This is a genomic window from Pseudomonas sp. SWRI81, assembly GCF_014268545.1.
Lineage (GTDB): Bacteria > Pseudomonadota > Gammaproteobacteria > Pseudomonadales > Pseudomonadaceae > Aquipseudomonas > Aquipseudomonas hamedanensis.
In genome coordinates, this window is sequence record NZ_JABWQS010000029.1 from 47,589 (window position 1) to 68,284 (window position 20,696).

25 protein-coding genes are annotated in these 20,696 nt (G+C 59.0%); 13 read left to right on the plus strand and 12 right to left on the minus strand.

Features of this window, described 5'->3' with window-relative positions:
* Window positions 1–93: 93 nt before the first annotated feature.
* The 3 genes from HU765_RS18090 (at window position 94) to pbpG (ending at window position 2,800) form a co-directional block, all read left to right on the plus strand.
* On the plus strand, window positions 94–669 hold the full coding sequence (locus tag HU765_RS18090; protein ID WP_186622082.1) for a hypothetical protein: 576 nt from the start codon (window positions 94–96) through the stop codon (window positions 667–669).
* Complete coding sequence (locus HU765_RS18095; RefSeq protein ID WP_186549825.1) at window positions 656–1,561, plus strand: hypothetical protein; 906 nt, start codon at window positions 656–658, stop codon at window positions 1,559–1,561. The genes HU765_RS18090 and HU765_RS18095 overlap by 14 nt, the downstream gene beginning before the upstream one ends.
* A gap of 300 nt (window positions 1,562–1,861) precedes the next feature.
* The gene (gene pbpG / locus HU765_RS18100) at window positions 1,862–2,800 is read left to right on the plus strand and encodes a D-alanyl-D-alanine endopeptidase (RefSeq protein WP_186549823.1); all 939 of its coding nucleotides are present in this window, start codon (window positions 1,862–1,864) and stop codon (window positions 2,798–2,800) included.
* Between the two features lie 53 nt (window positions 2,801–2,853).
* Here pbpG and HU765_RS18105 read toward each other — a convergent pair whose 3' ends face one another.
* The 3 genes from HU765_RS18105 to HU765_RS18115 all read right to left on the minus strand — a co-directional run bounded on the left by HU765_RS18105 (window position 2,854) and on the right by HU765_RS18115 (window position 4,042).
* Entirely contained in the window at window positions 2,854–3,060 is a 207-nt protein-coding gene (locus HU765_RS18105) for a hypothetical protein (protein WP_186622084.1), read from the minus strand.
* Between the two features lie 12 nt (window positions 3,061–3,072).
* Window positions 3,073–3,279, minus strand: a complete 207-nt coding sequence (locus HU765_RS18110) for a DUF6021 family protein (protein ID WP_186549819.1) — start codon at window positions 3,277–3,279, stop codon at window positions 3,073–3,075.
* 91 nt (window positions 3,280–3,370) lie between these two features.
* Window positions 3,371–4,042: a peptidase C39 family protein gene (locus HU765_RS18115; RefSeq protein ID WP_186622086.1), complete on the minus strand. Its 672-nt coding sequence runs from the start codon at window positions 4,040–4,042 to the stop codon at window positions 3,371–3,373.
* 233 nt (window positions 4,043–4,275) lie between these two features.
* Between HU765_RS18115 and HU765_RS18120 the strand changes: the two genes are divergently transcribed.
* Window positions 4,276–4,443, plus strand: a complete 168-nt coding sequence (locus HU765_RS18120) for a hypothetical protein (protein WP_186622088.1) — start codon at window positions 4,276–4,278, stop codon at window positions 4,441–4,443.
* Window positions 4,444–4,546: 103 nt separating this feature from the next.
* Here the strand turns inward: HU765_RS18120 and HU765_RS18125 are convergent, their stop codons facing one another.
* Window positions 4,547–5,296, minus strand: coding sequence for a TerC family protein (locus tag HU765_RS18125; protein ID WP_186622090.1), 750 nt, complete (start codon window positions 5,294–5,296; stop codon window positions 4,547–4,549).
* Window positions 5,297–5,325: 29 nt separating this feature from the next.
* Window positions 5,326–5,568, minus strand: a complete 243-nt coding sequence (locus HU765_RS18130) for a hypothetical protein (protein ID WP_186549793.1) — start codon at window positions 5,566–5,568, stop codon at window positions 5,326–5,328.
* Window positions 5,569–5,702: 134 nt separating this feature from the next.
* Here HU765_RS18130 and nhaR point away from each other — a divergent pair, with 134 nt between their 5' ends.
* Window positions 5,703–6,602 carry a transcriptional activator NhaR gene (gene nhaR / locus HU765_RS18135; RefSeq protein ID WP_186549791.1) on the plus strand — a complete coding sequence of 300 codons (900 nt, stop codon included), beginning with the start codon at window positions 5,703–5,705 and terminating at the stop codon, window positions 6,600–6,602.
* Here nhaR and HU765_RS18140 read toward each other — a convergent pair.
* On the minus strand, window positions 6,597–7,760 hold the full coding sequence (locus tag HU765_RS18140) for an MFS transporter (protein ID WP_186549789.1): 1,164 nt from the start codon (window positions 7,758–7,760) through the stop codon (window positions 6,597–6,599). The two genes, nhaR and HU765_RS18140, sit on opposite strands and share 6 nt — an antisense overlap.
* 305 nt (window positions 7,761–8,065) lie before the next feature.
* Here HU765_RS18140 and sstT point away from each other — a divergent pair, with 305 nt between their 5' ends.
* Window positions 8,066–9,298 (plus strand): serine/threonine transporter SstT, encoded by a 1,233-nt coding sequence (gene sstT / locus HU765_RS18145; protein WP_186622092.1) that lies wholly within the window; start codon window positions 8,066–8,068, stop codon window positions 9,296–9,298.
* A 152-nt stretch (window positions 9,299–9,450) separates the two neighbouring features.
* Here the strand turns inward: sstT and HU765_RS18150 are convergent, their stop codons facing one another.
* Window positions 9,451–9,960, minus strand: coding sequence for a DUF1993 domain-containing protein (locus HU765_RS18150; protein ID WP_186549785.1), 510 nt, complete (start codon window positions 9,958–9,960; stop codon window positions 9,451–9,453).
* 125 nt (window positions 9,961–10,085) lie between these two features.
* On the opposite strand from HU765_RS18150, the gene HU765_RS18155 reads away from it, so the two are divergent.
* Complete coding sequence (locus HU765_RS18155) at window positions 10,086–10,730, plus strand: DUF480 domain-containing protein (protein WP_186549783.1); 645 nt, start codon at window positions 10,086–10,088, stop codon at window positions 10,728–10,730.
* Window positions 10,731–10,863: 133 nt separating this feature from the next.
* On the opposite strand, the gene HU765_RS18160 is transcribed toward HU765_RS18155, so the two are convergent.
* Together HU765_RS18160 and HU765_RS18165 are read right to left on the minus strand one after the other, a co-directional pair.
* A complete protein-coding gene (locus tag HU765_RS18160; RefSeq protein WP_186622094.1) occupies window positions 10,864–11,382 on the minus strand; it encodes a cupin domain-containing protein in 519 nt (172 codons plus the stop codon).
* Between the two features lie 189 nt (window positions 11,383–11,571).
* A complete protein-coding gene (locus HU765_RS18165; RefSeq protein ID WP_186622098.1) occupies window positions 11,572–12,390 on the minus strand; it encodes a shikimate 5-dehydrogenase in 819 nt (272 codons plus the stop codon).
* Between the two features lie 243 nt (window positions 12,391–12,633).
* Here HU765_RS18165 and HU765_RS18170 point away from each other — a divergent pair, with 243 nt between their 5' ends.
* From HU765_RS18170 to HU765_RS18180, 3 genes are all read left to right on the plus strand, one after another.
* Window positions 12,634–13,011 (plus strand): hypothetical protein, encoded by a 378-nt coding sequence (locus HU765_RS18170; RefSeq protein WP_186549777.1) that lies wholly within the window; start codon window positions 12,634–12,636, stop codon window positions 13,009–13,011.
* A 232-nt stretch (window positions 13,012–13,243) separates the two neighbouring features.
* Window positions 13,244–13,438 (plus strand): hypothetical protein, encoded by a 195-nt coding sequence (locus HU765_RS18175; RefSeq protein ID WP_025108897.1) that lies wholly within the window; start codon window positions 13,244–13,246, stop codon window positions 13,436–13,438.
* Between the two features lie 105 nt (window positions 13,439–13,543).
* Window positions 13,544–13,726, plus strand: a complete 183-nt coding sequence (locus HU765_RS18180; RefSeq protein WP_186549775.1) for a hypothetical protein — start codon at window positions 13,544–13,546, stop codon at window positions 13,724–13,726.
* Here HU765_RS18180 and HU765_RS18185 read toward each other — a convergent pair.
* Window positions 13,723–14,784 (minus strand): AI-2E family transporter, encoded by a 1,062-nt coding sequence (locus HU765_RS18185; RefSeq protein WP_186622099.1) that lies wholly within the window; start codon window positions 14,782–14,784, stop codon window positions 13,723–13,725. The genes HU765_RS18180 and HU765_RS18185 overlap by 4 nt on opposite strands.
* Before the next feature lie 153 nt (window positions 14,785–14,937).
* Here HU765_RS18185 and yegQ point away from each other — a divergent pair, with 153 nt between their 5' ends.
* Complete coding sequence (gene yegQ, locus HU765_RS18190) at window positions 14,938–16,269, plus strand: tRNA 5-hydroxyuridine modification protein YegQ (protein ID WP_186622100.1); 1,332 nt, start codon at window positions 14,938–14,940, stop codon at window positions 16,267–16,269.
* A gap of 222 nt (window positions 16,270–16,491) precedes the next feature.
* Here yegQ and HU765_RS18195 read toward each other — a convergent pair whose 3' ends face one another.
* Both HU765_RS18195 and HU765_RS18200 read right to left on the minus strand, forming a co-directional pair.
* Entirely contained in the window at window positions 16,492–16,722 is a 231-nt protein-coding gene (locus HU765_RS18195; RefSeq protein ID WP_186622102.1) for a hypothetical protein, read from the minus strand.
* Between the two features lie 91 nt (window positions 16,723–16,813).
* On the minus strand, window positions 16,814–17,527 hold the full coding sequence (locus HU765_RS18200) for a FadR/GntR family transcriptional regulator (RefSeq protein ID WP_186549767.1): 714 nt from the start codon (window positions 17,525–17,527) through the stop codon (window positions 16,814–16,816).
* Between the two features lie 356 nt (window positions 17,528–17,883).
* Here HU765_RS18200 and HU765_RS18205 point away from each other — a divergent pair, with 356 nt between their 5' ends.
* Window positions 17,884–19,230, plus strand: coding sequence for an MFS transporter (locus HU765_RS18205; protein WP_186549765.1), 1,347 nt, complete (start codon window positions 17,884–17,886; stop codon window positions 19,228–19,230).
* A gap of 25 nt (window positions 19,231–19,255) precedes the next feature.
* Window positions 19,256–20,599: a glucarate dehydratase gene (gudD, locus tag HU765_RS18210; protein WP_186622105.1), complete on the plus strand. Its 1,344-nt coding sequence runs from the start codon at window positions 19,256–19,258 to the stop codon at window positions 20,597–20,599.
* Window positions 20,600–20,696: the final 97 nt, after the last annotated feature.

Sequence of the window (20,696 nt, forward strand, 5' to 3'; positions counted from 1 at the left end):
CGTATGTTGACGTGTCAGCGCCAACGCCCCGCCTTTTAGGCTTGAGCGTATTTCCAGGCCTGGCTGTCGATGACGAAATGCAAGGAGGCTGGCTTGATCCCCGAATGGAATGCTGAGGGAGTTTTACCTCCCATCAATAACAATGACCCAATTGGGTCTGACCGGGCTCCGTATCACGTGAGCCTTGAGCAGGTGGTCGACAGGTTCGCGACCAGTCCAGACCGGTGTGATATTTTCGCAGGCTATCTCGCTCACCGCGCAGAGCTTCACCGAATGGGTATGGACAGCGGATTTCAATGGCTGGATGGAAGCTTTACCGAAGACATCGAAATGCTTGAAAATCGGGCTCCACGAGATATTGATGTTGTTACCTTCACTGATGCCGGCAACGTTTTTTTTGATGCGCTCGGGAATGATGAGGTCAACCTTCTTGGTGGCGACCGAGCTAATCTTAAGAAAGCGTTCAAGATCGACTTCTACATTCAATCGTTGACTGATCCAGCCGAATCGTTGGTAGCCATGACGACTTATTGGTACAGCATGTGGTCCCACAGGCGCACCGGACAATGGAAGGGTTTTTTGCGAGTTGATCTTTCGCCTGTACAGGATGAAGCTGCAAAGACCTTGCTCGCAACACGTCGGCAGGAGCTAGAAGATGGACAGATCTGAATATGCCTATAAAGCTGCAGAGCTGGGCTTCCTTGAAAAACAAGCTGCCGCTCCCGGCATTAGCAAGCTCACCCTGATGTCGGTACAGGCAAGGATAGAAAAGGCGCGGGCATTCCTGGAAGACAATGGCAAACATGCCTATCGCCCCGCCAAAGTCCGGTTGACATACCGCGGCGCACCTGTATGGGGCACCCATGGCGTACTTGCTGAATTTGGTGCTTCCGCTACTCAGGCATTCAGCGTCGCGATAACAGCAATCGCAGCATCGCTGTCAGGCTCATTGGCGGATAAGGGTCCAATCCCGAACCGGTTAGCCAATCAGCTTTTAATAACCGGGCCAGCTCGCGGCTCCTTTGGATTCGAGCTTGAGGAAATACCGGCGGACAAGCAGCTTGATATAGAGGGCACCACGCCGGTATCGCAAGCAATCGAAATTCTCGCAGAGTTGCTGGAAGCGACGACAACAAAAAGTGACGAGGAACTATCCGAGCCAGTTTCCCGCTTGGCCGATAGAGCAATTGCCGCCGTATCTGATTTTCTTAGCGAGCTATCCGAAAATAACGCCTCCTGCGGTGTGGCAACCAGTACCCGTCGGTTTCAGTTTTCTGATGTTGAACAGGTGCGCCGCAGCAAAGCGCGGCTCAGCCGAGACAACATCAAAGAAGAACAGGAGACTTTCACAGGGTCCTTTGTAGGCGTCTTGCCTGATAAACGGATTTTCGAGTTCAAGACAACGGGAGGCGAGGTATTGCACGGGAGAGTTTCAGCGGAAATTGGCGGGCCGAATGTCATCAACGACCACCTTTACGCTGAAGTGAGCATTCACGTAACTGCAAGGAGGATAGGTTCGAGCAATCCTAGATATACGCTCAAAGCGCTTCCTTGGAGCTAGATTTTCGGCCCGATGACCCGCGCCTGCCTGTTGGAAAACACGCTGTATGCGGCAGAAACCCTGCACGTCTAAGCGGGCATTCCAATCGTAGAGAAACCCGCCAGGTGCGGGTTTTTTCATGCCTGAGAAAAAACACTAACCGTTCGCCGGAAACCTCTCTTTTTACAGGCCTTTTCACGAGATTTTCAGGCCCTTCAAACAACCATCGACAGATCTTCAGCCATACTCCTAGAATGCGACGCTTTGAAGAAATAACCCGTTACAAACTAACGGAATATCCAACCTAATGAGTTCGCCCGCGTGAAAATTCGTCTTTCGATTCTGAGCCTGTTTTTTGCGTTTACAGGCACTTTCATCACGCCAACGATCAACGCTGCGGAAACCACCGCTGCCCCCCGTGACGCTTCGACATTGAAGATCGCTTCCGGCAGCGCCCTGCTCATGGATATGCAGACCAATAAAGTCATTTATTCCAGCAATCCTGACGTGATCGTGCCGATCGCTTCGGTGAGCAAGCTGATGACTGGCCTGGTGGTGGTTGAAGCCCGGCAGAACATGGACGAATGGATCAATGTCGACATCAGGAACACCCCGGAAATGAAAGGTGTGTTCTCCCGGGTCAAACTCAAGAGTGAACTGCCGCGCCGCGAGATGCTGCTGATCGCCTTGATGTCCTCGGAAAACCGTGCCGCCGCGAGTCTCGCGCATCATTACCCGGGCGGCTATGCGGCTTTTATTGCAGCGATGAACGCCAAGGCCAAGGCGCTGGGCATGACCAGCACCCACTTCGTGGAGCCGACCGGCCTGTCGGAGCGCAACGTGTCCACCGCCCGCGACCTGAGCAAGTTGCTGGTGGCCGCGCACAAGCACCCGCTTCTCGTCGAACTGACCACCACCAAGGAAAAGACCGTGTCCTTCCGCAAGCCCAATTACACCCTGGGCTTTCGCAATACCGATCACTTGGTCAATAAAGCCGACTGGGACATCAAGATCACCAAGACCGGTTTCACCAACCCGGCCGGCCATTGCCTGGTGCTGGTGACGAAGATGGGCAACCGTCCGGTTGCCCTGGTGATTCTCGATGCGTTTGGCAAATACACGCATTTTGCCGATGCCAGCCGTATCCGCAGCTGGGTCGAAACCGGGCGCAGCGCTAACGTTCCTGCGGTGGCGCAGCAATACAAAGCCGACAAGAACCTCAAGAGTCGTCAGAGCGGCGTGGTCGAAGCCGCAAAATAAACACAGCGAACGTGAAAAGCCCCGAATCTTCGGGGCTTTTTTCATCTGTGCCGTCAGTCGTTGGGCAGCGGCATCTTGTCGTCATCCGGGATACCGTCTCCCAAGCCTGGCTCTGGCGAAACATCCGGCGTCAGCACGTTCGGGCGGGCCAGCGGATCGCGCATGGGGCTGTCCGGGTCCAGCACCGGATCAACTTCCGGCTCCGGCGTGGTCGGTACGCTGTCAGGTTTCTGGTCATCGAAGCTTGAATCGGTACTCATACGCACCTCACATCAAGGTTTCAGATCGGCTAACGGGTCGTAGGGCCTGGCCGGTTTCTTCGGATCCTCGCCAGGCTCGACGTCCCGCGGCGCTTTCGCCGGACCGACCGGGTCGACTTGCGGATCATCGAGGTCCGGCGAGTCCGGATCGAAGCCCAGATCATCGCCGGAAGAATGCTCGGACGAGTGCGGGCCTTTCGGGGTGTGGGAATCTGCCATGTTGCCTCCTTGATTCGCCCGCAAAAACACGGGCGCTATTGTTCAGAGGCTGGTCGGGCGCAGTCGTGCCCGGCAGATGACGAACGGAGGCTTACTGCGCCGCCAAGGCCTTTCGCGCCTGTGCCGCTGCGTTTTCCTCACCGGCCTGCGCCAGCTCGTCAGCGGCTTTCAACCAACGGGAACGGTCGACGGACGCCGGGATCTGCGAGGGTTTCTGCAGCAAAACGGCCCAGCCGCCGGATTCTTCGAACGCCGCTTCGAAGGCACTGAAATCCATCAATTGGCGACGGTTCATGCCGGCGCGCAGCAGCACTTTCTGTTTATTGCGGTCGTAGCCGGACAGGATCGCGTAACGCGGCTCGGCCCAGAATGCCGAACCTTCACTGAAACGCACCATGACCGGATAGCCCGCGGCAACCTGGGCCAGCAAGGCCGGCAGCTTGTCGTCCAGCGGATACACCACCAGACCGTATTCGCGTGCGAGGTTCTGCATGTTTTGCTGCAGCTTGTCTTCGGCACCCGGCAAGCGCAGCGGTTTTTCCAGCAGGCCCGGAGTGATCACGATGCCCTGCTGCGATAGCAGGCTGGCCAGTACTTGCGGGCCACTCTGGTTGGCCTCGCCACGGTAAAACGTGCCGCTGAGCTCAACCCGCTCCGGCAGGCGTTTGACTTCAGGCGCTACGCTGCCTGCGCACCCTGCCAGCGCCGCCACGCAAGCGGCGACCAACAGCGCTCCACGCGCTCGAGAAAATACCTGGACCATCGTCATTCTCTTCAGACGCCGGTCATCGTGTTCCGGCAACGCCAGCGATCATAGAGCCGCATTCGCCTGCGGTATAGCCTTAAACCGCAGACGTATCGGTTAGATAGAGCGAACTGATTGGTCGCTGCCGACCTTTGGTCAATAGCCTGAAACACGCCGTTGACTAGACTGTCACTGGAAGAGAGCGATTTGCGAAAAGCGGGCGCCCGCCGCAGGGCGAAGAGGAGGCACAAATGAGCCTGACCATGACCATCGTAATGTTGATAGCCGGCTGGCTGGCCGTGGCGACTGCCATGTTGTGGGGCGTGCTGCGGATTTCGCGACGTCATCATCATCCGACTCCGACGGCTCCGGCCGAAAAACCGCGGAAGCAACGCGCAGAGCATGCAACGGCTCACTGACGGTTAAAGCCACGTCCTGGGCTGCGCAATCCACCACCCATTCATATCCAAAAAAAAACCGCCTGACTCAAAAAGCTCAGGCGGTTTTTGTGTTTCTCAGCGTTTACGCTTGCTGAGTAACTTTCTTCTGCTTGGCCCGGCGGGACAGCATATTCAACACTTCAATGCCTGCCGAGAACGCCATGGCTGCGTACACATAACCTTTCGGTACGTGGGCGCCGAAGCCTTCGGCAATCAGCGTCATGCCGATCATGATCAGGAAGCCCAGCGCCAGCATCACCACGGTCGGGTTGTCGTTGATGAACTTGGCCAGCGGTTCAGCGGCGAACAACATCACCAGCACCGAGGCCACGACTGCGATGATCATGATCGGCAAGTGCTCGGTCATGCCCACGGCGGTGATGATACTGTCGATCGAGAACACCATGTCGAGCATCAGGATCTGACCGATAGCCGCCGCAAAGCCCAGGGTTACCGTGGACGTCGCGGTTTTCGGATCTTCCGGCGCCGGGTCCATGCTGTGGTGAATCTCAGTCGTGGCTTTCCAGACCAGGAACAGGCCACCAGCAATCAGAATCATGTCCTTCCAGGAGAACGCCTGACCGAGAATCTCGAACACCGGCTCCGTCAACTGCACGATGAATGCGATGGTGCTCAACAGTGCCAGTCGCAGAATCAACGCCATGCCGATACCGATGCGGCGAGCTTTCTGCTGATACTGCTTGGGCAGCTTGTTGGTCAGGATCGAGATAAAGATCAGGTTATCGATGCCCAGCACGATTTCCATCACCACCAGTGTGGCCAACGCGATCCAGGCGGTCGGGCTGGCGGCGAGTTCTAACAGATATTCCATGGGTCAGTCCTGACTCTTTGTAAGACGGTTTAGATAGTCTCGGAGGAGGATTCGGATTCTTCCGAGTCTTTTTCCGTTGTTTCTTTTTTCTGGATCAACCCACCGGTGGCATCGCTGAGCGCTTGCTCGGCGGCTTTATGGGTGTCGTCAATCGCCTGCTTGGCGCTTTCGGCCGCTGCGCCCATCAACTGCTGGGCACTTTTTTCAGCCTGGTCGCAACCGGCCAGAACCAGTAAAGACGCAAATAACAGCGCGGGGAATGTGTATTTCATAAGATTTCCTTGCAATGAACAGACAGGCGCACAGACCGGCCGTCGATGGGTGGGCATTCTAGGGAGGTGAACACTTCAGGAAAATTCGTATTTTTAGCGTCTATACTTCGGCTTTAACGAACTGTGGGGGCGCCATGCTGAATTATCGACAACTGCATTATTTTTGGGTCGTGGCCAAGACCGGCAGCATCGTAAGGGCCTGCGAGCAGCTTAACCTGACCCCGCAAACCATCAGCGGGCAGATTTCCCTGCTGGAACAGACGTATGGTATCGAACTGTTTCGCCGGGTCGGCCGGCAATTGGAATTGACCGAAGCCGGCCGTCAGGCTCTGCCCTACGCCGAGCAAATGTTCCAGCTCGGCGGCGAACTGGAGTTGATGCTGCGCGCACGACCGAATGAACAACAGATCCTGTTTCGCGTGGGTGTCGCCGACGTCGTGCCCAAATCCATCGTGTATCGCCTGATCGCCCCGACCATGGAGCTGAAGGAACCACTGCGCATTACCTGCCGCGAAGACAAACTCGAACGCTTGCTCGCGGATCTGGCCATCCAGCGCCTGGACCTGGTGATCTCCGACAGCCCGATGCCGTCGCATCTGGACATCAAGGGCTACAGCCAGAAGCTGGGGGAATGCGGCATCAGCTTCTTCGCCACTGCTGAATTGGCCGAGCGCTACGGCCACGATTTTCCGCGCAGCCTGCACGGTGCACCGCTGTTGATTCCCGGCCCGGAAACCGTGGTACGCAGCCGCTTGCAGCGCTGGTTTGCCGAACAGCAGATCCAGCCGCAGATTGTCGGCGAATTCGATGACAGCGCCTTGATGCAGGCGTTCGGCCAGTCCGGCAGCGGGATTTTCATCGGTCCGAGCGTGATCGCCGATGAGGTGAAGCGCCAGTACGGCGTGCAGTTGATCGGCCAGACGGACGCTGTGACCGAGTCGTTCTATGCCATTTCGGTGGAGCGCAAGGTCAAGCACCCCGGCATCGTTGCGATTACCGAAGGTGCCCGACGCGAGCTGTTTACCGCGTTATGACGCCCCGGCGCAGATCTCGCGCGGCTTGAGTGTCATCAGCACCATGGCCAGAAACACCGACAGTAAAATGAAGCCGGCGGCGGCGAACCCGAGAAAGCCCAGGCCCGCGCTATCGATAACGCGGCCACCGACCATGGCGCCCAGGCCGATTCCGAGATTCGCCCCGGCGATATTCAACGAGGCGGCAAAAGCCGGCGCTTCGGGTGCGGCTTTCATCAGGCGCACATGGCTGACCAGGAACAGTGCCGCCTGGGTCACGCCCCAGATGCCCATCGCCACCGCCAGCCCCAGCGGCGAATGAATGTTCGGCACCAGCGAGACCATACCGGCAATCATGAACGCGCAGAACAGCACCGACGCGCCCAACGGATGCCGGTCCACCGCGCGACCGCCGAGCGAGTTACCGATCAGCCCCACCGCACCAAACCCCATCAGGCACCAGCCGACCACGGTGCCGTTGAAACCGGCCAGACGCTCAAGGATGTCGGCCAGATAGGTATAGGCCGTGAACATGCCGCTGAACACCAGAATCGACAGCACGATATGCCCGATCATCAATGGGCTGCGCAGGATCTTGAACTGCGACGCGAAGCTGACCTGATGTTGGTGCAGGCTGGTTTTCGGCAGATAAACAAACAGCAGCAAGGCTTTGGCAAACGCAATCAGCGCGAGGATGCCGAATGCACTGCGCCAGCCGAACGCATCGGAAATCAACGTGCCGACTGGAATGCCGAACACCGTGGCGCAGACGATACCGAAGCCAATCTTGGCGATGGCGCGACCGGCGAAATCAGGGCCAACGATGTCCACCGCCGTCTCGCTCGCCAGCGCCCAGAACACCGGCAAACCCAGCGCCGGGATCAGGCGGGCAACGGCCATCACCCAGATATTCGGCGCCAATGCCGCAACGGTATTGGCCAGACCGAACATGATCAGGATGGCGATGAACAATTTACGCCGTTCGAACCGGGCGAAATACGCGGTCAGGAATGGCCCGAACAGCGCCACGGTAAAAGCGAACAACGTCACCAACAGCCCGGCCTGGGGGATGGTGACTTCGAGGTCTCGGGCAATCGCCGGCAACAGGCCGACGATGACGAACTCCGTGGTCAGCACCGTGAACCCGGCGGCGGACAACAGAAGAATGGGCAACAGCATGCGCAACTCCAGCAAAACGACGACACCAGCGTTGACCCGGAGGCCCGCTGGCGGAATGGAAAATAAGGATGCGCAATCTTAACAGAGTGTGTCGGGACTGACTTGCACAAACCTGTCGATGTGCAAGGCTGATCCGGTGGCAGATCGTCACAGGTCTGAAGGTTACGGCCTACGCTGTGATAAAGTCCGCGCCCTGAAAATCGTACAGCTGTTCAACGTGCCGTTTGGCGGCGTTGTTGTCACTTCGACAGGCGTTTCGTGACTGCCCACGACGCTTCGCAACCTATAAAAACAGAGATGCCGCTATGACCGCTTCATCCCCTTCGTTATTGCAACGCCTGAAACGCCTGAGTCTTGTCAGCCAGATCGTCATCGGCCTTATTGCCGGCATCGCCCTGGCCCTGATTGCCCCGGAGCTGGCGAAGTCCACCGCGTTCATCGGCAAGGTCTTCGTCTCCGCACTGAAAGCCGTGGCACCGATTCTGGTGTTCGTGTTGGTGATGGCTTCGATTGCCAACCACAAGCACGGTCAGGAAACCCATATCCGGCCGATTCTGTTCCTCTATCTGCTCGGCACTTTTGCCGCAGCGGTGGTGGCCGTCATCGCCAGCATGAGCTTTCCATCGAGCCTGGTGTTGTCGACCGAGAACGTGACGGTCACCGCCCCCGGCGGTATCGGTGAAGTGTTGCAAAGCCTGCTGCTGAGCGTGGTGGACAACCCGGTCAGCGCGCTGATGAACGCCAACTTCATCGGCATTCTCGCCTGGGCGATCGGCATGGGCATCGCCATTCGTCATGCCGGCGACACTACCCGCGAGGTGCTGGGCGATCTATCCAACGGTGTGACCGTAATCGTACGCGTGGTGATTCGTTTTGCCCCGCTGGGTATTTTCGGTCTGGTCGCTTCGACACTCGCCACCTCCGGTTTCGGCGCGCTGCTGGGTTACGCGCACCTGCTGGCGGTGCTGCTCGGCTGCATGCTGTTCGTGGCGCTGGTGATGAACCCGCTGATCGTATTCTGGAAGCTGCGTCGCAACCCCTACCCGTTGACCTTGATGTGCCTGCGCGAAAGCGGCATCACCGCGTTCTTCACCCGCAGCTCGGCGGCAAACATTCCGGTCAATCTGGAACTGAGCAAGCGCCTGGGCCTGCATGAAGACACTTACTCGGTATCGATCCCGCTGGGCGCGACCATCAACATGGCCGGCGCAGCCATCACCATCACCGTGCTGACGCTGGCGGCGGTGCACACCCTGGGCATTGCCGTGGACATTCCGACCGCGATTCTGCTCAGCGTCGTCGCGGCCATCTGCGCCTGTGGTGCGTCGGGTGTGGCCGGCGGTTCGCTGCTGTTGATTCCGCTGGCGTGCAGCCTGTTTGGCATCCCAAGCGAGATTGCCATGCAGGTCGTGGCGGTCGGTTTCATCATTGGCGTGCTGCAGGATTCAGCGGAGACGGCGCTGAATTCCTCGACGGACGTGCTGTTTACCGCAGCCGCGTGCCTGGGCGAGGAAGAGAAGGCCCGACGCACCGCATAACCCCTGTAGGAGTGAGCCCGCTCGCGATAACAGTATGTCAGTCAGAAAATCATTGAATGACACACCGCTATCGCGAGCAGGCTCACTCCTACAAAACATTAAAAAGCCCGCCAAGGCGCAAACCTTGGCGGGCTTTTTCGTATCAGGGCGTTTTAGAACGCGCCCATGTAATCGCGCTTGCCCACTTCAACACCGTTATGACGCAGCAGCGCATAAGTCGTCGTCACGTGGAAGAAGAACTGCGGCAGACCATAGGTCAGCAGATACGACTGACCGCTGAAGCGCTTCTCTTTCGGCGTGCCTGGACGGGTGACGATTTCGATGCCTTCCTTGCCATTGATCTGCTCAGGCTTGATCTCGCCGATAAAGGCCAGAACCTTGGCGATCAGCGCTTGCAGGTCGGCGAAGGTGGTTTCGCTGTCGTCATACTTCGGCAGTTCAACTTCGGCCAGACGCGCCGACACGCCTTTGGCGAAGTCCACGGCGATCTGCACCTGGCGCACCAGCGGGAACATGTCCGGGTACAGGCGCGCTTGCAGGAACGCGTTCGCGTCGATGTTTTTCTCGGTGGCGTGGGCTTCAGCCTTTTTCAGCACATCGCTCAGGGCGTTGAGCATTTGTTGGAAAACCGGGACGGATGCGGCATACAGGGAAATGGTCATGACAGTCTCGTGTGATGGCTGGGTAATACGTGGTGGCGATTATAGCCATGCTTGATGACCACACGGCTTGCCTTTTGTTTGGCAAGGATTAGGCTAGGCGGCTTCGACTGCAGAGGGAACGCGCGATGACCACCGAACAAGAATCCATCTCCGAACAATCACGGCTCAACGCCACGGAAATCCGCATTCTGGGTGCCCTGATCGAGAAACAGGCCACCAGCCCGGAAACCTACCCGCTGACCCTCAACGCGCTGGTGCTGGCCTGCAATCAGAAAACCAGCCGCGAACCGGTGATGAACCTCAATCAGGGCCAGGTCGGCCAGAGCCTGCGCGCGCTCGAAGGTCGCGGTTTCACCCGGCTGGTCATGGGCAGTCGAGCCGACCGCTGGGAACACAAGGTCGACAAGGCGCTGGAACTGGTGCCGGCGCAGGTGATTCTCACCGGGTTGATGTTTTTGCGCGGTCCGCAGACTGTCAATGAACTGCTCACCCGCAGCGGGCGCATGCACGACTTCGAAGACGCCGAGCAGGTCGTGCATCAGCTTGAGCGCCTGATTGCGCGCGGACTGGCGGTGCTGATTCCGCGTCAGGCCGGGCAGCGCGAGGATCGCTATACCCATGCGCTGGGGGACCCGGCCGATATCGAGGTGATACTGGCGGCGCGGCAGAATGCCGGTGAGCGTTCGGGCGGTGGCGTTTCGGTCGAGCGCATTGAAGAACTGGAAGCGCGGATCGCGGCACTGGAAGAACGCCTGGCGCGCCTCGAATAACCACCGAAGCCCCCCACCTGTAGGAGTGAGCCTGCTCGCGATAGCGGTGTGTCATTCAAATCAGTTGTGCCTGACAATCCGCTATCGCGAGCAGGCTCACTCCTACAGTGGACATCAGCGAATTCCAGATCTGTTATTCCCCATCCCAATAATCCACGCCATCCGCCTGCCGCGCCACGGCGACAAAGCCTGAGGCATTACCCTCGCTATCGATTGTGAAGTTATCCATCACCGCATATTTGTTCGAATCCGGATATTCACAAATTTCCGGCTGCTGCTGCGTGCTCACCGCCAGATAACGCAATTCGGCCGCGCTGGTATTGATGATCTGATGGGCCATTTCCGGGCCGCCTGGCGGGCAGGCAATCACATCGCCCGCGCGAATCGGAAAACGTTCGGCACCCAGCCGCACCTCGCCCTCGCCGGCCACCACGTAGAACATTTCCTCATTGACCCGATGGCTGTGAAACGGGCTGCCACGCATGCCCGGAGGCAGCGCGTAGAGGCGATAACCGAGCTTCGGCGCCCCCAGTTGCTGGCCGATCCGGGCGAATCGCTGTTGATAGCGTCCAGCGGTTTCGCCTTGCGGGGCGAGGGCTTCAGGCAGGGGTTCGAGTTCGACCTCGTTGAGGTTGAGGATGGGTGGATGCATGGGTGGCCTCGGTTATGGTTTTTTTGTAGTGGGCAAGTCTGTTTGCTGAAGAGGCAGTATAGGCAGGGTGCTGATCTGAGTTCGTGGCGCAGCCATCGCGAGCAGGCTCACTCCTACAGATTGACCGCATTCCAATTGTAGGAGTGAGCCTGCTCGCGATGAGGTCCGCCCAGCCAATACAAAACTCAATCAGCTACGGGCGAAATTCACCGCCGCCGCAAACTGCGCCTCATTGGGTCGCACCCCGGTGTACAGCACGAATTGCTCCAGCGCCTGGATCGCAATGACTTCCAGCCCGGTGATCACCCGCTTGCCCTCGGCCCGGGCACGGACAATCAATGGCGTTTCCGAAGGAATCGCGACCACGTCGAAAACCGTGTCAGCGGCTTCAATCGCTTCAGGCGCAAACGCCAGTTGCCCCGCCTCCGGCCCACCGTCCATACCCACCGGCGTGACGTTGATCAGCATTTGCGGGCGCTCGTCGGTTAATCCTGCCTGCCAGCGATAGCCCAGCGAATCCGCCAGGGCGCGCCCGGCGCGTTCGTTGCGCGCCACGATCAGACCGTTCTTGTAACCGCCATCACGCAAGGCACTGGCCACGGCTTTGGCCATACCGCCGCTGCCGCGCAGGGCGAACGTCGAATCCTTGGGCACCGCGTGGCTTACCAGCAATTGGGCGACAGCGATGTAATCCGTGTTATAGGCCTTCAGATGACCGTTGCTGTTGACGATGGTGTTGATCGACTGGATCGCCGCTGCCGACGCATCCAGCTCATCCACCAGCGCAATGCAGGCTTCCTTGAACGGCATCGACACGCCGCAGCCGCGAATGCCTAACGCCCGGATGCCGCGGACCGCGCCGTCCAGATCCTGGCTGGCAAACGCCTTGTAATAGAAATTCAAGCCCAACTGCTCATACAGATGGTTGTGAAAACGCAGACCGAAATTGCCAGGACGTCCGGACAGGGACATGCACAACTGGGTGTCTTTGTTCGGGTTCATCTGCATGAAACTTCTCCTTCAAACGCACTTTCGGATGGACGGGATTGGCCAGCCCATCGGGTTCTGAACCATCATTAAGGCTTGTCAAAGCCGCGGCGCGGCGCGGTAAAGAAGCCGGTACAGACCTTACACAAAATTTACCCGGCAGCCGTGCTGATTTTGACAATTTTGCTGTCTTAGCTGTATCCCCGCGACAACTGTGGGCCTGGTTCAGGCCGCGGCGCCGGGTCGAAGAACCGAGGACTTATCATGATTCGTAAACTTCCCATCATGGCTTTGTTGATTGGCGCACTCGCGGTCACCGGACAGGCTGAAGCGGGTGGTGGCCATGGCTGGCAGGGCCCGGCGGTGTTTGGCGCGATCGTCGGCTCGGCCATCATCGGCTCGGCACTGATCAATCAGGATCGGCCGGTGTATGTACAGCAGCAGCCGGTTTACGTGCAGCCACAACCGGTCTACGTGCAACAACCGCCACCGGTCTATTACCAACCGGCGCCGGTGTATGTGCAACAACCGGTCTACGTGCAGCCGGCCCCTGTCTATTACGGTCCGCCGCGCGGCTATTACGGCAGGCCACACGGCTACTACGGTGGGCCACATGGTTATTACGGCGGCCCGCGCTGGTAATCCAGCGAGCCAAGCCCTGCTTTCTCAGCGGGGCTTTTTTATGACCGTTGGTCGGCGAAGGTCTGAAAAAATCTCGCCAAGGTCGCTGTGAGGACAGTTTCAGCGGCTAAAGTCGTCATGATGGTTTTGACCGCTCTGACTTTTTTCATCAAACGGTCACCTCTTTGTCATGACGGAACCGCAATCTGAATCCGTCCGTAAACAACAGGTTGATAACAACAAGGACGACGGTATGCCCACACAAAACCCGCACCGCATTGTCGGTTTGTGCACCTCAAGCAAGGTGTACAGCGCACTCACCGAGCTCAAGCACCTGGAAGGTCATCGCTGCGCCAAGTTTCTTTCGTTGCTGGCCGAGAACCTGGTGCACAAAGGTCTGCTCAACGAGCGCGAAGTCGTGCATATGCTCGATCAGGTGGTCGACTGACGCCAGACCTCACTGGCATCAATGACCACTATCGAAAGCGTTGATTGTCCGTCGGGCCGACGAGTCCCTAAGGTAGCCCCATCAGATGGATGGAGGTTACGTGTCATGGCTCAGGTTCAAATCATGTCGGTTATCGGCAGTGCCGTTCCCGCTGCGCTCAGGGCGTCAGGGCTGCTTGCCTGCTGGTATCTGGTGCGCGACGGCGAGCCGATCAGCGGCCCGCTCACTTCGCTGCCCGCTGCCCAGGCGCTGTCGCAACAGATCGGCGCCGGTGCGTTCCGGGCCTAAGGCAGTTGCACCTTGGGTTTGGTTTCGACGAACAGCGCCCAGCTCGACAGAAATAACGCGGCAATCAACGGCCCGATCACAAAGCCGTTAAGACCAAATACCGCCAGGCCGCCGAGGGTCGAAACCAGAATCAGGTAGTCCGGCATTTTCGTGTCCTTGCCCACCAGAATCGGGCGCAACACGTTGTCCACCAAGCCGATCACAAAAACGCCGAACCCCGCCAGCACCACGCCCTGCCAGATCATCCCGCTGAGCAGGAAGTAAACCGCCACCGGCGCCCAGACAATCCCCGCGCCGACCGCTGGCAACAGCGACAGAAAAGCCATCAAGACCGCCCACAGCAACGCGCTGGGGATGTCGAGAAACCAGAAAATCGCCCCACCCAGCGCACCCTGCGTCACGGCCACCAGCACATTGCCCTTGACCGTCGCACGCACCACCCGGTTGAACTTCAATTGCAGACGGCGCTTGTGGTTTTCCTCCAGCGGCACGGCGGTGCGCATCTTGCGCGCCAGCTCGGGGCCGTCACGCAGAAAGAAAAACAGCAGATACAGCATGATGAAAAAACTCACCACGAACTCGAACGTGCCCTGGCCGAAACTGAACGCCTGCGTGGCCAACGCCTGACTGCCCTGCATTGCAGTCTTGACGATTTTCTCGCGCAGGCTGTCGAGTTCGCCCATGCCGAAACGATCGAGCAGGTTCTGGAAATACGGCGGCAGGCTCTGCTTGAACTGCGCCAGATACGCGGCGATGTCCAACTGACCGCTTTCGATATTCTTGTAGACCGTCGCTCCCTCTTGCACGAGCAAGATGCTGACGATGATCACCGGCAGAATCGCGATCACCAGACACAGACTCAGCGTGCACAGCGATGTCAGGTTGCGTTGCCAGCCGAATTTCAGCTGTAACTTGCGCTGTATCGGCGCGAACAGGATGCCGAGGATGACCGCCCAGAACACCGCGCCGTAGAACGGCAGCAGAATCCAGATAAAGGCCACGGTGACCAACACCAACAGCACAGTCAGGGATTTGAATTGCAAGCTCTTTTCGTTCATGTCCGATCCATGTCAGTCAGGCGTCACGCACGCCCGCACCCCTTAGTCAGCCGCGGTGCGCGCGAGTGCCATCTTTATTCATGGAGCATAGATCCAGATCAATGAATCCTCGCCCCGCCTGCCCTACCCTGCGCGGCTTTTGCGACCGACACTATGCTTGCGACCCTTGCCGCCCCCGAACTGCTCGCCCCCGCCGGCACCCTGAAAAACATGCGCTATGCCTTCGCCTACGGCGCCGATGCGGTGTATGCCGGGCAACCGCGCTACAGCCTGCGCGTGCGTAATAACGAATTCGACCACGCCAATCTGGCCTTGGGCATTCGAGAGGCGCAGGCTCAGCGCAAACGTTTCTACGTGGTGGTCAACATCGCGCCGCACAATGCCAAGCTGAAAACCTTTCTCAAGGATTTGGCACCGGTGATCGAAATGGCCCCGGACGCACTGATCATGTCCGACCCGGGGTTGATCATGTTGGTGCGCCGGCACTTCCCGCAGATGCCGATCCACCTCTCGGTGCAGGCCAACACGGTGAACTGGGCCAGCGTCGAATTCTGGCAGCAGCAAGGGTTGAGCCGGATCATTCTGTCGCGGGAGTTATCGCTGGAAGAAATCGGCGAGATCCGCGAGCACGTGCCGGGCATGGAACTGGAAGTGTTCGTCCATGGCGCGCTGTGCATGGCCTACTCCGGGCGCTGTCTGCTGTCCGGCTACATGAACAAACGCGATGCCAATCAAGGCTCTTGCACCAACGCTTGCCGCTGGAAATATTCAGCGCAGGAGGCCACTGAAAATCAACTCGGCGAGATCGTCCAGACCTTCCAGCCCGAGCCGACCCTGGGCCTCGGCGCACCGACCGATCAGGTGTTTCTGTTGCAGGAAGCCAGCCGTCCCGACGACCTGATGCCAGCCTTCGAAGACGAACACGGCACTTACATCATGAACGCCAAGGACCTGCGTGCCGTGCAGCACGTCGAACGTCTGACGCGCATGGGCGTGCATTCATTGAAAATCGAAGGCCGGACCAAGTCGCACTTCTACTGCGCGCGCACCACTCAGGTGTATCGCCGCGCCATCGATGACGCCGTGGCCGGCCGCGCGTTCGATCGCAGCTTGATGACCGACCTCGAATCGCTGGCCCAACGGGGCTACACCGAAGGTTTCCTGCGTCGGCATGTGCACGACGAATACCAGAACTATCGGCACGGCAGCTCGGTTTCGGAGCGTCAGCAGTTTGTCGCTGAACTGACCGGTGAGCGCCGGGATCGCCTGGCCGAAGTGAAAGTGAAAAACCGTTTTGCCCTGGGCGACCATCTGGAATTGATGACGCCCAAGGGCAATTTCCATTTTGATCTGCACCAATTGCAGAGCCTCACTGGCGAGGCAATCGAGGTCGCACCGGGGGACGGGCATACGGTGTATGTGCCGATTCCGGATGCGGTGGATTTGCGGTTTGGCTTGTTGATGCGCGATTTGCGTGCGGGCTGAAAAGCCGCCTCATCGGTTGATGAGTGGGTTGGCGTTGGATGTGAGGCATGGGCCTGGAGCGGTTCGAGCAGCTTCGGGCTGACTGAGGATTTTCGGTGAATTGTATTCAGCTATCGCGAGCAGGCTCACTCCTACAATGTTTTTGTGGTGTACCCGTATTGTAGGAGTGAGCCTGCTCGCGATGAGGGCCTACAAGGCGACATCAATAGCGCGAATCGCCTGTTAGCGTCGATCATCCGACAGCGGTGTCGGCTCATCCGCTGGCGGCACCTCGTCGTCCGCCGGCGGATCTTTCCAGTCATCCGGCCGGTCGGCATCGCGCAATGGATCGCGTCCCGGGTCCATGCCCGGCGGCGCGTCGTGATCGCTCAGGGTCGGCTCGTCGATGCCGGACACCGGGCGGGTCTGGTCGGTGGGCGCAATGCCGCCCGGAAACAACGAATCGTCAGCCATCGTGCACCTCACGAAAAACACCCGGAACACCCGGGCCATAGTCGTTGGAAACGCGACTGACGACAGCGTGCGACGCATCAGACCAGCGGCGTCACCCTTGGGCGATAAACCGGTCACGGCTATTGGTCAGGTGCAGCCACATCGCCGCGCGCGCGGCATCCGGATCCTGACGCTTGATCGCATTGAGAATCGCCTCATGCTCCAGATTCGCCAGTTGCCCGAGCTTGCTCAGATCCGCCGCCCCGCGCTCGGCGGCATTGAGTCGATTGCGCGGGATCATCGCACTGCCCAGGTGCTGCATGATCTCGCTGAAGCAGACGTTACCGGTGGCCTCGGCAATCAATAGATGAAAACGCCGATCGGCTTCCACGCAACTGTCGTTGTTGTCGAGCAGCCGTTGATAATCATCCAGCGCCTGACGCATTTGCAGCAATTGCTGCTCTGTGCGCCGTTGCGCCGCCAGTGCAGCCGCCTGCGTCTCCAGGCCCAGGCGCAATTCAAGAATGCTGCGCACACCGAGCGCCGTGTCGACATTCAAACGCAAGCCCTGCTCAGGCGCGCGTTCAATGACAAACGTGCCGATGCCGTGGCGCGTCTCGACCAGCCCCGAAGCCTGCAACTTGGAAATCGCCTCACGCACCACCGTGCGGCTGACGCCGTGTTCTTGAACGATGGAATTCTCGGAAGGCAGCTTGTCACCGGGCAACATCTGTCCGAGCAGGATGCTCTGGGTGAGTTTCTCCACCAGGTCGTGAGCGAGGTTGTGCGTGCGTTTGCGCGCGGGCGCGTCGAGGTCTTCTTGCATGGTCGATTCCGGCGGACAGGGCTTGTGGATCGTAGCACTGCGTTGATCAGTATTGAGATCGATTTTAGCGCGAACAACGCGACCAGCTTGTATGACAACACTCAAAAAGAACAACAGCGCATCAACAAGCCGTTACGCCGCAAGACAGCTCGCACGCTTGGGCACCGCTCGCCACACCTGCCTGAAAGCCCTTAAAAACGGCAAATTTGGTTAAAAAAGCATAACCGAAGATCTGCTCAGATGAATTTAATCGCCAACCGCCACTTGTAGGCCAAAAAAATTCAGTTGTATGATGTCTATCAACAACGCAACACCCAGCCCTACCCGCATAAAAATAATCAGTGGGAGAAAACCAAGTGAAAACCTCCGTTTCCGGGATTCAGGAAAGCGTCGACCCGACGCTCGCCTCGGCCATCTCGAAAGTCAAACGCCACGTCCTGCCACTCTTCGTGATCATGTTCATCGTCAATTACATTGACCGGGTGAACATCGGTTTCGTCCGCACCCACATGGAAACCGATCTGGGCATTGGTGCCGCCGCCTACGGCTTCGGCGCCGGCCTGTTTTTCATCGGCTACGCGCTGTTCGAAGTACCGTCGAACATGCTTCTGCAAAAAGTCGGCGCACGCATCTGGCTGACCCGCATCATGTTCACCTGGGGCGTGGTCGCGGCCTGCATGGCGTTCATCCAGAACGAAACCCACTTCTACATCCTGCGGTTCCTGCTCGGCGTCGCCGAAGCCGGGTTCTTCCCCGGAGTGATCTATTACTTCACCCGCTGGCTGCCGGGCGTCGAGCGCGGCAAGGCGATTGCAATCTTCCTCAGCGGCTCGGCCATCGCGTCGCTGATCTCCGGCCCGCTGTCCGGCCTGCTCCTGCAAATCAACGGGCTGGGCATGCACGGCTGGCAGTGGATGTACTTCATCGAAGGGATGTTCTCGGTGTGCCTGTGCGTGTTCGTCTGGTTCTGGCTCGATGCCAAACCCCACGATGCGAAATGGCTGACGCGCGCCGAGCAGGACGCACTGGTGACTGCCATCGACGATGAGCAGAAGGCCCGCGAAGCCGCGACGCCGATCCGGCCGTCCATGGGCAAACTGCTCAAGGATCGCCAGATTATTCTGTTCTGCCTGATCTACTTCTTTATCCAGCTGACTATCTATGCCGCGACGTTCTGGCTGCCGAGCATCATCAAGAAGATGGGCGAACTCAGCGACGTGCAGGTCGGCCTGTTCAACTCGATTCCGTGGTTGCTGTCGATTGTCGGCATGTACGCCTTCGCCTCGCTCTCGGCGAAGTGGAAACACCAACAGGCGTGGGTTGCCACGGCGCTGTTGATCGCGGCGGCGGGAATGTTCATGTCCACCACTGGCGGACCAATCTTCGCTTTTGTAGCAATCTGCTTTGCGGCGCTGGGCTTCAAATCCGCCTCGTCGCTGTTCTGGCCGATTCCTCAGGCCTATCTGGATGCGCGCATCGCCGCGGCGGTCATCGCGCTGATCAACTCGGTCGGCAACCTTGGCGGCTTCGTCGCGCCGACCACGTTCGGCCTGCTGGAACAACACACCGGCTCGATCCAGGGCGGCCTCTACGGCCTGGCCGCGACCTCGATCATCGCCGCGATCATCGTCTTCGCCGCACGCACCACGCCGAAACGCACTGCTGACATCGCCGTGGCCGATGCCGCGCCGAAACACGCCTGACTTCGTCTCGACAAGGAAAACAACAATGACTGTTCACGACACCGCCAAAGCTCCGATCATCACTGATATGCAGGTCATTCCGGTGGCCGGTCACGATGGCATGCTGCTCAACCTGAGCGGCGCTCACGGGCCGTTTTTCACCCGCAACATCGTCATCCTCAAGGACAACGCCGGCCACACCGGCGTCGGCGAAGTGCCCGGTGGCGAGCGTATTCGCCAGACGCTCGAAGACGCGCGCAATCTGGTCGTCGGCAGCCCGATCGGCACCTACCAGAAGATTCTCAATCAAGTGCGCCAGACCTTCGCCGACCGCGATGCCGGCGGTCGTGGCTTGCAGACGTTTGACCTGCGCATCACCATCCATGCGGTCACCGGCCTGGAAGCGGCCCTGCTCGACCTGCTCGGTCAACACCTCGACGTACCGGTCGCGGCGCTGCTCGGTGAAGGTCAGCAGCGCGATGAAGTGAAGATGCTTGGCTATCTGTTTTACGTTGGCGATCAGCGCGAGACCGACCTCGCCTATCGCAGCGAACCGGACGCCGGCAACGACTGGTTCCGTGTTCGTCATGAGAAAGCCATGACCGCCGAAGCGGTGGTGCGCCTCGCCGAAGCGGCCCATGCGAAGTACGGCTTCAAGGATTTCAAACTCAAGGGCGGCGTGCTCAGCGGCGATGCCGAAATCGAAGCGGTTACGGCACTGGCCGAGCGCTTTCCCGAGGCGCGGATTACCCTCGACCCGAACGGCGCCTGGTCACTGAAAGAGGCAATCCGTTTGTGCCGCGACCAGCATCACGTGCTCGCTTATGCGGAAGACCCGTGCGGTGCGGAAAACGGTTACTCCGGGCGCGAAGTCATGGCTGAATTCCGTCGCGCCACCGGCCTGAAAACGGCCACCAACATGATCGCCACGGACTGGCGCGAAATGGGCCACGCGATCCAGTTGCAGTCGGTTGACATCCCGCTGGCCGACCCGCACTTCTGGACCATGCAGGGTTCGGTGCGCGTGGCGCAGATGTGCCACGAATGGGGCCTGACCTGGGGCTCGCACTCCAACAACCACTTCGACATTTCCCTGGCCATGTTCACCCACGTCGCCGCCGCTGCGCCGGGCGATATCACCGCCATCGACACCCACTGGATCTGGCAGGACGGCCAGCGCCTGACGAAGGCACCGCTGCAAATAGTCGACGGCTGCGTGCAGGTGCCGAAGAAACCTGGGCTGGGCGTCGAACTGGACATGGATCAAGTGGCCAAGGCCCACGAACTGTACAAAGGCATGGGCCTCGGCGCACGGGATGACAGCGTGGCGATGCAGTTCCTGATCCCGGGCTGGAAATTCGATAACAAGCGGCCTTGTCTGGTGCGCTGAATCTGCAGATGCACTGATACCCACTGTGGGAGATTCTATGGTTGTCATCAAGCCATAACTCCCCCTTTCGATTGGTATTCGCTCTGGTTTTTCATCA

Excerpts from the sequence above, each read along its gene's own strand:
- HU765_RS18095 (WP_186549825.1), top strand. The coding sequence starts at position 656 with ATGGACAGATCTGAATATGCCTATAAAGCTGCAGAGCTGGGCTTCCTT.
- HU765_RS18105 (WP_186622084.1), bottom strand. The coding sequence starts at position 3,060 with ATGAGTACCGATTCAAGCTTCGATGACCAGAAACCTGACAGCGTACCG.
- HU765_RS18110 (WP_186549819.1), bottom strand. The coding sequence starts at position 3,279 with ATGGCAGATTCCCACACCCCGAAAGGCCCGCACTCGTCCGAGCATTCT.
- HU765_RS18115 (WP_186622086.1), bottom strand. The coding sequence starts at position 4,042 with ATGGTCCAGGTATTTTCTCGAGCGCGTGGAGCGCTGTTGGTCGCCGCT.
- HU765_RS18120 (WP_186622088.1), top strand. The coding sequence starts at position 4,276 with ATGAGCCTGACCATGACCATCGTAATGTTGATAGCCGGCTGGCTGGCC.
- HU765_RS18125 (WP_186622090.1), bottom strand. The coding sequence starts at position 5,296 with ATGGAATATCTGTTAGAACTCGCCGCCAGCCCGACCGCCTGGATCGCG.
- HU765_RS18130 (WP_186549793.1), bottom strand. The coding sequence starts at position 5,568 with ATGAAATACACATTCCCCGCGCTGTTATTTGCGTCTTTACTGGTTCTG.
- nhaR (WP_186549791.1), top strand. The coding sequence starts at position 5,703 with ATGCTGAATTATCGACAACTGCATTATTTTTGGGTCGTGGCCAAGACC.
- HU765_RS18140 (WP_186549789.1), bottom strand. The coding sequence starts at position 7,760 with ATGCTGTTGCCCATTCTTCTGTTGTCCGCCGCCGGGTTCACGGTGCTG.
- sstT (WP_186622092.1), top strand. The coding sequence starts at position 8,066 with ATGACCGCTTCATCCCCTTCGTTATTGCAACGCCTGAAACGCCTGAGT.
- HU765_RS18150 (WP_186549785.1), bottom strand. The coding sequence starts at position 9,960 with ATGACCATTTCCCTGTATGCCGCATCCGTCCCGGTTTTCCAACAAATG.
- HU765_RS18155 (WP_186549783.1), top strand. The coding sequence starts at position 10,086 with ATGACCACCGAACAAGAATCCATCTCCGAACAATCACGGCTCAACGCC.
- HU765_RS18160 (WP_186622094.1), bottom strand. The coding sequence starts at position 11,382 with ATGCATCCACCCATCCTCAACCTCAACGAGGTCGAACTCGAACCCCTG.
- HU765_RS18165 (WP_186622098.1), bottom strand. The coding sequence starts at position 12,390 with ATGCAGATGAACCCGAACAAAGACACCCAGTTGTGCATGTCCCTGTCC.
- HU765_RS18170 (WP_186549777.1), top strand. The coding sequence starts at position 12,634 with ATGATTCGTAAACTTCCCATCATGGCTTTGTTGATTGGCGCACTCGCG.
- HU765_RS18175 (WP_025108897.1), top strand. The coding sequence starts at position 13,244 with ATGCCCACACAAAACCCGCACCGCATTGTCGGTTTGTGCACCTCAAGC.
- HU765_RS18180 (WP_186549775.1), top strand. The coding sequence starts at position 13,544 with ATGGCTCAGGTTCAAATCATGTCGGTTATCGGCAGTGCCGTTCCCGCT.
- HU765_RS18185 (WP_186622099.1), bottom strand. The coding sequence starts at position 14,784 with ATGAACGAAAAGAGCTTGCAATTCAAATCCCTGACTGTGCTGTTGGTG.
- yegQ (WP_186622100.1), top strand. The coding sequence starts at position 14,938 with ATGCTTGCGACCCTTGCCGCCCCCGAACTGCTCGCCCCCGCCGGCACC.
- HU765_RS18195 (WP_186622102.1), bottom strand. The coding sequence starts at position 16,722 with ATGGCTGACGATTCGTTGTTTCCGGGCGGCATTGCGCCCACCGACCAG.
- HU765_RS18200 (WP_186549767.1), bottom strand. The coding sequence starts at position 17,527 with ATGCAAGAAGACCTCGACGCGCCCGCGCGCAAACGCACGCACAACCTC.
- gudD (WP_186622105.1), top strand. The coding sequence starts at position 19,256 with ATGACTGTTCACGACACCGCCAAAGCTCCGATCATCACTGATATGCAG.